This is a genomic window from Kocuria tytonicola (assembly GCF_003687175.1).
GTDB lineage: Bacteria > Actinomycetota > Actinomycetes > Actinomycetales > Micrococcaceae > Kocuria > Kocuria tytonicola.
This window is the reverse complement of record NZ_RDEX01000003.1, coordinates 287,088-298,604: the sequence shown is the minus strand read 5'-3', so window position 1 is coordinate 298,604 and position 11,517 is coordinate 287,088. Positions and strand designations below refer to the sequence as shown.

Below are 11,517 nucleotides of genomic sequence, written 5' to 3'. Positions count from 1 at the left end.
ATCAACCAAAAACAATCAAAATCTTTGGTATCAACAAACTAGACACACTATTGAGTTGACAAACAACACACCACATCACAGCTCCCCACCACAGGGCCACCACGATCGGTTGCGGTCTGCAAGGTTACCGGCGGATGCTCGCTCTCGCAACTTGAGGTGAACTCTGCGCTGCGGTGCTTGACATCCGGTCTTCGGTGCCTTGCGGGGATCAACCATACCACACGCTCCGGCGGTTGCCAGCCTGCATGTTTCCGGTAGTTCCCGGTCTTGTTGCCTGCTCCGGTCTTTTCGACCAGCGCCGTGGCAACTCGGAAGACATTACACGCGGCCCACCGATACGACAAACCCGCGGTGGCCGTTGCCATCCGCGGGTCTGCCGTGCGCCGTCTGCCATGGTCCGTGCGCGAGTCCGCGTGGTACCGGGCGGACTCCGGGAGCTCAGACGCTCTCGCCCACCACCCGGCCCGTGCCGTCTCCTCCGGTGCTGCTGGTTCCCCGTCCCGTGGCCGGCTTGAGGAACAGCACGGCCAGCGGGGGCACCGTCACCTCGGCGGAGGCGGGCTTGTCGTTGAAAGCACCCTCGGTGGCGACCACCCGGCCGAGATTGCCCACTCCCGATCCGCCGAAGATCTCGGAGTCGGTGTTGAGCACCTCTTCCCACTCCCCCGCCCACGGCAGGCCCAGGCGGAATCGCTCGTGGGTGTTGCCTGCGAAGTTCGCGATGCACACGAGCGGGTTGCCCTGGTCGTCCCACCGGGTGAAGGACAGGGTGTTCCGCTTCGCGTCGTTCGCGTCGATCCACTCGAAGCCCGAGGGGTCGTTGTCACGGGCGTAGAGCGCGGGGGTGCTGCGGTAGACCTCGTTGAGGCTCTTGACCAGCTCCTGCACGCCGTGGTGCGGCGGGGTCTCGGACAGCCACCAGTCCAGGCCGTGCTCCTGCGACCACTCCGACTCCTGGGCGTACTCCGTGCCCATGAAGATCAGCTGCTTGCCCGGGTGCGCCCACATGTACGCCAGGTACGCCCGGACGTTCGCGAGCTGCTGCCACCGGTCACCCGGCATCTTGCGCAGCAGGGAACCCTTGCCGTACACGACCTCGTCGTGCGAGATGGGCAGGATGAAGTTCTCCGAGAACGCGTAGACCATGGAGAACGTGGCCTTGTTGTGGTGGTAGTGCCTGTTGATCGGGTCCTCGGCCATGTACTCGAGGCTGTCGTGCATCCAGCCCATGTTCCACTTGATGCCGAAGCCCAGCCCGCCCGCGCTCGTGGGCTTGGTGACACCGGGGAAGGACGTGGACTCCTCCGCGATCATCACGATTCCCGGGTTGCGCCGGTACGCCGTGGCGTTCGCCTCCTGCAGGAAGGCGATCGCCTCCAGGTTCTCGCGCCCGCCGTACTGGTTGGGCTCCCACTCCCCGTCGTTGCGGGAGTAGTCGAGGTAGAGCATGGAGGCCACGGCGTCCACGCGCAGCCCGTCCACGTGGAACTCCTCGAGCCAGTAGTTGGCGTTGGCCACCAGGAAGTTGCGCACCTCCCGGCGCCCGTAGTCGAAGATCAGCGTGCCCCAGTCCTTGTGCTCGCCCCGGCGGGGGTCCGGGTGCTCGTACAGCGGCTGGCCGTCGAAGTTGGCCAGCGCCCACTCGTCCTTGGGGAAGTGTCCCGGGACCCAGTCCACGAGCACGCCGATGCCGGCCTGGTGCAGCTGGTCCACGAGGTAGCGGAACTCGTCCGGGGAACCGAAGCGGGACGACGGCGCGTAGTAGCCGGTGACCTGGTAGCCCCAGGACCCGCCGAACGGGTGCTCGGCCACGGGCATGAACTCCACGTGGGTGAAGCCCTGCCACGTGAGGTACTCCACCAGCTCCCGGGCCAGGTCCACGTACCCCAGACCCATCCGCCAGGAGCCGATGTGCATCTCGTACACGCTCATGGGCGCGTTGTGCGGATCCTTCGCGGCCCGCGCGGCCATCCACTCCTGGTCCCGGAACTCGTACTCGGACTCGCACACGCGGGACGCGGTGGACGGCGGGATCTCGGTGCCGAACGCCATGGGGTCCGCCTTGTCCCGCCAGGCCCCGTCCGCACCCTGGATGCGGAACTTGTAGGTGTCCCCGGACTTCCTGCCCGGGACGAAGAGCTCCCACACGCCGCTGGAGCCCAGCGAGCGCATGGCGTGCTCGGAGCCGTCCCAGCCGTTGAAGTCCCCGATCACGCGCACGGCCTGGGCATTCGGTGCCCACACCGCGAAGCTGACACCGGTGACCTCGCCGAGGGGCGAGGGGTACCGGCGCACGTGTGCGCCGAGCACGTCCCACAGGGTCTCGTGGCGTCCCTCCCCGATCAGGTGCAGGTCCAGCTCGCCGAGGGTCGGGGCGAACCGGTACGGGTCGTCCACGAGCTCCGGCTCCTTCCCGGCGTACTCCACCTCCACGCGGTAGTCGGGGATCCGGCCCTCGTCGTGCGCCGGGACCACGCCCGTGAAGATGCCGCCCCACTCGTGCTCGAGCGGGAACGTGCCGTCCGGGGTGCGGACCGACACGGCCGTGGCGAAACGCCGCAGCGTGCGGATGGTCACGGTGCCGTCCGCGTTGGGATGGGCACCGAGCACGGAGTGGGGGTCATGGAAGCGTCCCTCGGCGACGGCCGCGAGCACGTCCTCGGTCACGGCCACGGGTCCGGTCTCCACCGCATCGTCACCGGCGGCGGGGCCCGCCGCCTCCTCACGGGCCTCGGTGCCGGCGGTTGACGCGGGCTGCTCGCCGGGGACAGCGGTGTGCTCGGGCGCCGACCGGGCGGCGTCGTGCTGCGCGCTCCCCGGAACGGGAACCGCCGCACCTGCCTCGGACTCGGGGGCTGCGGGATCGGTGGGACGGGGCTGCTCGGTGGTCACGAAATCCTCAGTTCTGGACGATGTCGTATGGCTCTCGTGGTTCTCTCCGTTCACGGTACGGGAGCGTGCACGCTCAAGCGAACGAACCACGGCGTCCGCCGGCACTCGCACCCAGTCGGGTCGGTTGCGCTGCTCGTAGACCACTTCGTAGAGGGCCTTGTCCAGCCACAGGGCCCGGTAGAGCACGGAGTCCGTGTCCACGCCGGCGCCGCTCGTGGTGCGGTAGCCCCGCAGGAAGGCGTCCGAGACGGCCGCGGTCCACGCGCCCATGTCCTGCTCGCGCTCGCATGCGGCCATGGCCCCCGCGTAGTCGAAGGAACGCAGCATGCCCACGACGTCCCGCAGCACCACGTCCGGGCGCACCCGCTCCTTGATGGGGCGCAGCGGCTCACCCTCGAAGTCCAGGATGCGGAAGCCCTGGGCGTCGTTGTGCAGCACCTGGCCCAGGTGGTAGTCGCCGTGGATGCGCTGCAGCGCAGGGATCTCACGCACCTCTGACAGCTCGCTCAGCAGGGCGTCCAGCTCCGGGGTGAACTCCTGGAACTGCTCCCCGCAGGTCTCCCAGGCCCAGCGCACGCGCGAGGCGAGGTCCTCCAGGAAGCGGCGCCGTGCGGCGTCGTCCACCGGGGCCGGCTCGAAGGCCGTCAGCAGGTCCGCGTGGACACGCGCGGTGGTTGCTCCCAGGTCCTCGGCGAGCGCGGTGAAGTCCCGGCCCTCGGTGGCTGCCGCCACGGCGACGGCCCAGGCGTCCCGCGAGTCCTCCAGGAACTGCGCCGCCACGGCCAGCTGGCCGGACGTGGTCACGAGGCCCTGGCGCCACTGGGCGTCGATCCACCCGGCGGTCGCGGGGACCGCGGAGGAACCATGCGAGGTGAGCTTCACGCCCACCTCGACGTCCGGGTTGCGCCCCTCGCCCACCACGCGGAAGAACTTCACGATCACGGCGTCCCCGCGCAGCGCGGAGTCCTCCGCGTCCGTCTCCGCCGGGCGCAGGATCACCGAGGTGTTCGACTGCTCGGAGGAGATCACCTGCACCTGGTCGGCGGTGGCGATCCGGTAGTCGGTGTTCAGGGCACCCGTGTACCGACCGTGCAGACCCATTCCGTGGCGCAGCACACCGCCCTCCGTGAGCTGCGCGTCCATCATGCGCAGCACGCGGTCCATGAACCCGGGGTCCCCCACCGCGTCGTAGAGGTGGACGGTCGCGGGCTCCTCGGAGGCGCCGACGGCGTCCTGGCCCGTGGCCGCACCCGTGGGCTTCCGCTCCGCGGACCCGGGGTCACCGGAGCGCGTGCCCTTCCGCCGGTCCCACATCACACCGGCCTGGGACACCGCGCGGCGCAGGAACGAGGCCGATGCCTCCGCTCCCGCCACCAGCTGCTCGGGGAGCGCACGGTCCGGGCCGTCCGCGTCGTAGCTGCCGATCGTGAACCGCTCGAGCGCGGGAAGAGGTTCCGTGCTGCGCACCACGGGGACGTTGAGCAGCTCGCTACGCTCCCCCACGGTGACCTGCACCAGGAACATGATGCGCTCGCGTCCCGGCTGGGCGTCCCAGCTGTCACCGCCGTCCAGCCCCGCGCGTCCCACCACCGTGAGCCGCAGCTGGTCCGGGGTGGCCGTGAACGGGAACCACCGCTGCCGCGGCAGCCACACCCGCAACCTGTCGAGCACCTGCTGATCCGTCATGACATCTCCCCCGCTTTCGTCCGGTAGAACTCTCTCGTGCGCGTGCGGGTCCGCCCCGCGGACCCTCATTCGCCGCGCGCGGGCCTGATGATGGGCATGGCCACCGTCTCGGGGTGGTTGCCGTCCGTGGTGGGCGCCGTCCGCAGGCGCAGCCAGAAGAAGTCCTGCGAGCCCAGCGTGATGCGGTAGTCACCCGTGTCCGAGAACTCGCCGAAGGGCTCACCGCCGAACAGCTCCCTCGTGCCCCGGCCCGCGTACTCCGCGAGGTGCACCGAGCAGCTCGCCGGGACGTGCGCGAGGTTGAAGATGCACAGCAGGGTCTCCCCGACCCCGTCCTCCGCGTCCTGCGGGTCCAGCCGACGCAGGAACGCGAGCACGGACTCGTGGTCCGTGGCCACGTTGACGTACTCGCCCATGCCGAACGCGGGGTGGGCCTTGCGGACCATGAGCATCTGCCGGATCCAGTGCAGCAGGGACGAGGAGGACGCCAGCTGGGTCTCCACGTTCGTCTGGGCATAGTTGTAGACGAGGGACTGCACCACGGGCAGGTAGAGCTTGCCCGGGTCCGCCGTGGAGAACCCGGCGTTGCGGTCCGGGGTCCACTGCATGGGCGTGCGGGAGGCGTCGCGGTCGTCCAGCCAGATGTTGTCCCCCATGCCGATCTCGTCCCCGTAGTACAGGAACGGCGAGCCGGGCAGGGACAGCAGCAGCGCGTGGGCGAGCTCCAGCTCGGCGCGCGAGTTGTCCAGCAGGGGCGCCAGGCGGCGTCGGATGCCGATGTTCGCGCGCATGCGGGAGTCCGGCGCATACCAGCCGAGCATGGCCTGGCGCTCCTCGCTCGTGACCATCTCCAGCGTGAGCTCGTCGTGGTTGCGCAGGAACGTGCCCCACTGGGTGCCGCGCGGGATCTGCGGCGTGTTCTCCATGGTGGAGACGATGGGCGCGGCCTTCTGGTCCCGCAGCGAGTAGTAGATCCGCGGCATGATCGGGAAGTGGAAGCACATGTGGCACTCGGGGGACTCCTCCGTGCCGAAGTACTCCACGACCTCGTGGGGCATCTGGTTGGCCTCCGCCACGATCACGCGGCCCGGGTACTCACGGTCCACCATCTCGCGCAGCTTCACGAGGAAGTCGTGCGTGCCGGGGAGGTTCTCGCAGTTCGTGCCCTCCTCCTCGATGAGGTAGGGGATGGCGTCCGCGCGGAAGCCGTCGATGCCCATGTCCAGCCAGAACTTCACCACGTCGAACACGGCCTCGACGACCTTGGGGTTCTCGAAGTTCAGGTCCGGCTGGTGGGAGAAGAACCGGTGCCAGAAGAACTGCCGGCGCACCGGGTCGAAGGTCCAGTTGGAGACCTCGGTGTCCACGAAGATGATGCGCGCGTCCTGGTACTTCTCGTCCGTGTCGGACCACACGTAGAAGTCCCCGTAGGGGCCCTCCGGGTCCTCGCGCGAGGCCTGGAACCACGGGTGCTGGTCCGAGGTGTGGTTCAGCGGCAGGTCCGTGATCACGCGCAGCCCGCGGGCGTGGGCCTCAGCGACGAGTCGCTTGAAGTCGCTCACGGTGCCGAACTCGTCCAGCACGGAGTAGTAGTCGGAGATGTCGTAGCCGCCGTCGCGCAGCGGGGACTCGTAGAAGGGCGGCAGCCACAGGCAGTCGATGCCGAGCCACTGCAGGTAGTCGAGCTTGTCGATGAGCCCGGTGAAGTCCCCCGAGCCGTCCCCGTTGGCGTCCGAGAACGCCCTGACGAGGACCTCGTAGAACACGGCCTTGCGGAACCAGTCGGGGTCGTGGGCGATCCCGGGAGCGTTGAGGTGGAAAGGAGTGGTGCTCATGGCTGGCGGGACTGCCCTCTCGCGGAGACGGATGGAACGGACGGGGTGGTGGGCGACGCACCGTCGCCACCGGTCTCCCGGCGGCGTCGGTGGCGCCTCACCTCACGCTGCGGCGAATGCTCAGCACGTGCGCGGGCTCCACGTACGGGTCCAGACGGACGTAGTTGTGGGTGCCCCACTTCCAGCTCGCGCCGGAGATGAGGTCATCCACCCAGAACGATCCGTCCTCGTTGAAGTCCTCGTCCCGCAGGTCCAGGGAGTCGAGGTCCAGCCACACGGTGGCCTCGCGGGTGGCGTGCGGATCCGTGTTGATGACCGTGATCACGGTGTCCTTCACGTCCACGCCGTCCCGCTGCACGGTCTTGGTCTTGCTGAACGCCACGATCGCATCGTCCGAGGCGCTCTGCAGGGTCAGGTTCTGCAGGTCGCCCAGGGCCGGGTGGTCCCGGCGGATCTGGTTCAGCCGCGTGATGTACGGGGCCAGCGACTCCCCGCGCTCCCCGGCACCGCGGAAGTCGCGGGGACGCAGCTGGAACTTCTCGTTGTCGATGTACTCCTCCGCGCCGGGACGCGCCACGTGCTCGAAGAGCTCGAAGCCCGCGTAGACGCCCCACAGCGGGGACGCCGTGGCGGCGAGCGCCGCGCGCACCTTGAACGCCGCCGGCCCGCCGAACTGCAGGTACTCGGTGAGGATATCCGGGGTGTTCACGAAGAAGTTGGGGCGGTAGAAGCCCGAGGTCTCGTGCGAGACCTCCTCGAGGTACTCCTCGATCTCCTCCTTGGTGTTGCGCCACGTGAAGTAGGAGTAGGACTGCTGGAACCCGGCCTTGGCCAGGCCCTGCATCATGGCCGGGCGGGTGAACGCCTCCGCCAGGAACACGGTGTCCGGGTGCTCCTCACGGACGCGGGCGATCAGCCACTCCCAGAACCAGAGGGGCTTGGTGTGGGGGTTGTCCACGCGGAAGATGTCCACGCCGTGGCTGATCCACAGCTGCACCACGCGCAGCACCTCGTTCGCGAGCCCCTGCGGGTCGTTGTCGAAGTTCAGGGGGTAGATGTCCTGGTACTTCTTGGGCGGGTTCTCGGCGTACGCGATGCTGCCGTCCGCGCGCGTGGTGAACCACTGCGGGTGCTCCTGGACCCACGGGTGGTCGGGGGACGCCTGCAGGGCGAGGTCCAGCGCCACCTCCAGTCCGAGCTCGTGGGCGTGGCCCACGAACGCGTCGAAGTCCTCGAACGTCCCGAGGTCCGGGTGGATCGCGTCGTGGCCACCCTCCGGTCCGCCGATGGCCCACGGGGAGCCGGGGTCCTGCTCGCCCGCCACGAGCGTGTTGTTCGGCCCCTTGCGGTGGTTGCGGCCGATCGGGTGGATGGGCGGCAGGTACGCGACGTCGAAGCCCATGCTCGCGGCACGGTCCAGGGCCGCCGTGGCGGTGCGGAACGTGCCCGAGGTCCAGGTCCCGGTCTCGGGGTCGTAGACGGCGCCCTCGGAGCGCGGGAAGAACTCGTACCAGGAGCCCCGGCCCGCGGCCTCGCGCTCCACCTCCACCGGGTAGTGCGGCGAGGAGCTCAGCAGGTCCCGCAGGGGGCGTTCGGCCACGGCGTCACGCAGCTGCTGGGACGTCGCGATCTCCCACCGCTCGTCCGCCGAGCGGGTGGTGTCCCGCATGGCCGCGGCGGCGTCCTCGAACGCGCGCACCTCGGCGTGGCTGCGGTCCGACTCCTTGGAGGCGGCGTCGAACAGCAGGCACGCCTCCTGGAACATGAGCTCCACGTCCTGGCCCACACCGAGCTTGATCTGGGCGGCGTGGTGCCACGTGTCGTAGAGGTCGGACCAGCCCTCGACCGCGAAGCTCCACCGGCCCTCGTACTCGGGGCGCAGCCACGCCTCGTAGCGGTCGGTCCCGGGAGCCACGAGTGTCATGCGGCGGCGCTGCGCCTCGCGTCCGTCGGGGTCGTAGAGCACAGCGGTCACGCCCAGGGAGTCGTGGCCCTCGCGGAAGACGGTGGCGCCCACCCGGATGTCCTCGCCCGGTACGGCGGTGGCCGGGAAGCGCCCGCCCTCGACCACCGGGCTCACGTCGGAGACGGGGATGCGGCCGTACACCAGGTCCTCGGACGGGAAGTCCATGCTGTCCTCCTCGGTGCCGGAGCCGTGGGCCCCGGTCTCCTGCTCGCGTGTGGTCGGTTCAGTGGGCGCCGTGTCCCGGCGCGCGCGGTGGACGGAGGGAGCGACGTCGGGAACGCCCGTGGCCGGCAGCGGCGGGGTCAGGCGGGACCCCACGTCGGGGTGGGCACCACCCGCAGGGATGTCCGGTGCGGTCTCGGAGGGGCGACGGCCTGAGGGCTGGTTCTGCTGCGACACGGGCCCAACGTTACCGACTATCGCCGGGATTCTTAAGGCCGTGAAGCACCACGCAGGCGCGCGGCCGTCACACGATGGGGCACGCCCACCGGACGGACCCCACCCGCTAGGCTCGCAGGGGTGAAGGCAATCCGCAGGTTCACCGTCCGCACCGTCCTCCCCGAGTCGATCGCCCCGCTGGGGCGGCTCGCCAGGAACCTCCGCTGGTCCTGGCACAAGCCCACCGAGGACCTCTTCACCCAGCTCAGCCCCCGGGCCTGGGAGGCCGTCCACGGCGACCCCGTCAAACTCCTGGGCTCGCTGACGCGCGAGGAGATCCAGCAGCTCGCCCAGGATCCGGACCTCGTGGCCCGCGTGCGCGAGCTCGACGCGGATCTGCAGACCTACCTCCACGAGCCGCACTGGTACCAGCGGACGCAGGGGCCCGACGCGCCTGCGGCCATCGCGTACTTCTCGGCCGAGTACGGCATCACCTCCGCCCTGCCGCAGTACTCCGGCGGGCTGGGCATCCTGGCCGGAGACCACCTCAAGACCGCGTCCGACATGGGCATCCCGGTGCTCGGCGTGGGGCTGTTCTACCAGGCGGGCTACTTCAAGCAGTCCCTGTCCCGCGACGGCTGGCAGCAGGAGACCTACCCCGTGCTGGACCCGGACGAGCTCCCCCTCACCCTGCTGCGCGAGGCGGACGGCACGCCGGCGCGCGTGCGCCTGCCGCTTCCGGACGGCCGCACGCTCGCGGCCCAGATCTGGCGCGCGGACGTGGGCCGGGTGCCCCTCCTCCTGCTGGACTCCAACATCCCAGACAACGACGACGCCGCGCGCACCGTCACGGACCGGCTGTACGGCGGCGGCAGCGACCACCGGCTGCAGCAGGAGCTGCTGCTGGGCATGGGCGGCACCCGTGCGCTGCGCATCCACAGCCGCCTCACCGGCGCACCCGCGCCCGAGGTGTTCCACTGCAACGAGGGCCACGCCGGCTTCCTGGGCATCGAACGCGTCCAGGAGCTCATGAACCCCGGCGCCGGGCGGCAGCCCATGACCTGGGACGAGGCACTCACCGCGGTGCGCGCGGCCACCGTGTTCACCACCCACACCCCGGTGCCCGCGGGCATCGACCGCTTCGAGCGGGCCCAGGTGGAGCACTACTTCCGTGCCGGGCTCACCCCGGACGTGCCCGTGGACCGTGTGCTGGAGCTGGGCGCCGAGACCTGCCCGGACGGCGATCCCGGCAAGTTCAACATGGCGGTCATGGGCCTGCGCCTGGCCCAGCGCGCCAACGGCGTGGCCAAGCTGCACGGCTCGGTCTCCCGCTCCATGTTCCAGGGGCTCTGGCAGGGCTTCGACGCGGACGAGGTGCCCATCACGTCCGTGACCAACGGCGTGCACGTCCCTTCGTGGATCGACCCCTTGGTGTGGGACCTCGCCGTGGAGCCGGAGGAGAACGACGCCGAACCGGCCGCCCGCTGGCGGAAGGTCTACGACGTGCCGGACACCGAGCTGTGGGCCGCCCGCCGGGGGCTGCGCGAACGTCTGGTCCTGGACGTCCGCGAGCGGCTGCGGGCCTCCTGGAAGAAGCGCGGTGCCACGGACGCGGAGCTCGGGTGGACGGCCTCGGTGCTGGACCCGGACGTGCTGACCATCGGCTTCGCCCGTCGTGTGCCCACGTACAAGCGGCTCACGCTCATGCTGCGGGACCCGGAGCGGCTCAAGCGGCGGCTGCTGGACCCGCGGCGTCCCGTGCAGCTCGTGGTGGCCGGCAAGTCCCACCCCGCGGACGAGATGGGCAAGCGCATGATTCAGGACCTGGTGCGCTTCACGGACGATCCCGAGGTGCGCCACCGGATCGTGTTCCTGCCGAACTACGACATCGCCATGGCCCGTGTGCTGTTCCCCGGCTGCGACGTGTGGCTCAACAACCCCCTGCGACCCCTCGAGGCGTGCGGCACGTCCGGGATGAAGGCCGCGATCAACGGCGGCCTGAACCTCTCCGTCCTGGACGGCTGGTGGGACGAGATGTACGACGGCCAGAACGGCTGGGCCATCCCCACGGCGGACGGCAAGGCGAGCACGGACGAGCGGGACGACGTGGAGGCCGCGGCGCTCTACGAGCTCCTGGAGCACCACGTGGCGCCGCGCTTCTACGGCGAGAGCGGGGACACGGCCGGCGGCGAGCCGGTGCCCCACCAGTGGCTCGCCATGGTGCGCCACACCCTGGCCACGCTGGGCCCGCGGGTCTCCTCCCGCCGGATGCTCACCGACTACGTCCAGCAGCTCTACATCCCCGCGTGCGTCTCGGGGCGGCGGGCCGCGGCAGAGGACGGCGCCGCGGCCCGCGCCACCGCGCACTGGATCGAACGGGTCCGCCGCGCCTGGCCCGAGGTCCACGTGGAGCACGTGGACGCCCAGGGCGTGCACCAGGAGCCGCAGATCGGGGACGAGCTGCGCGTCAACGCCTACGTGCGCCTGGGAACCCTGTCCCCCGAGGACGTCACGGTGCAGGTGGGCTACGGGCGGGTGTCCGAGTCCGACCACCTGCACGAGCGCTCGTCCGCGGAGCTCGCGCCCGCACAGGACCTGGGCGAGGGACGCCACCTGTTCTCGGGGCCCCTCACGATCGACCGCTCCGGGCCGTTCGGGTACACCGTGCGCGTTCTGCCGTGCAGCTCGGAGCTCGCGGACCCGGCGGAGCTCGCCCTGGTCCGCAACGCGGCGGACTGAGCGCGCGCTCGGACCGGGCCG

General features: G+C 70.2%; 4 protein-coding genes. 1 reads left to right on the top strand and 3 read right to left on the bottom strand.

Annotated elements, in window-relative coordinates; translation table 11 throughout:
* Window positions 1-438: 438 nt before the first annotated feature.
* From glgB to EAE32_RS11070, 3 genes are all read right to left on the bottom strand, one after another.
* Window positions 439-4,578 carry a 1,4-alpha-glucan branching protein GlgB gene (gene glgB, locus EAE32_RS11080; protein WP_121865193.1) on the bottom strand — a complete coding sequence of 1,380 codons (4,140 nt, stop codon included), beginning with the start codon at window positions 4,576-4,578 and terminating at the stop codon, window positions 439-441.
* Window positions 4,579-4,643: 65 nt separating this feature from the next.
* Window positions 4,644-6,413: a maltose alpha-D-glucosyltransferase gene (gene treS / locus EAE32_RS11075; protein WP_121865192.1), complete on the bottom strand. Its 1,770-nt coding sequence runs from the start codon at window positions 6,411-6,413 to the stop codon at window positions 4,644-4,646.
* Between the two features lie 97 nt (window positions 6,414-6,510).
* Complete coding sequence (locus EAE32_RS11070) at window positions 6,511-8,544, bottom strand: alpha-1,4-glucan--maltose-1-phosphate maltosyltransferase (protein ID WP_121846102.1); 2,034 nt, start codon at window positions 8,542-8,544, stop codon at window positions 6,511-6,513.
* 354 nt (window positions 8,545-8,898) lie between these two features.
* On the opposite strand from EAE32_RS11070, the gene glgP reads away from it, so the two are divergent.
* Complete coding sequence (glgP, locus tag EAE32_RS11065; protein ID WP_121865191.1) at window positions 8,899-11,496, top strand: alpha-glucan family phosphorylase; 2,598 nt, start codon at window positions 8,899-8,901, stop codon at window positions 11,494-11,496.
* Window positions 11,497-11,517 lie beyond the last annotated feature (21 nt).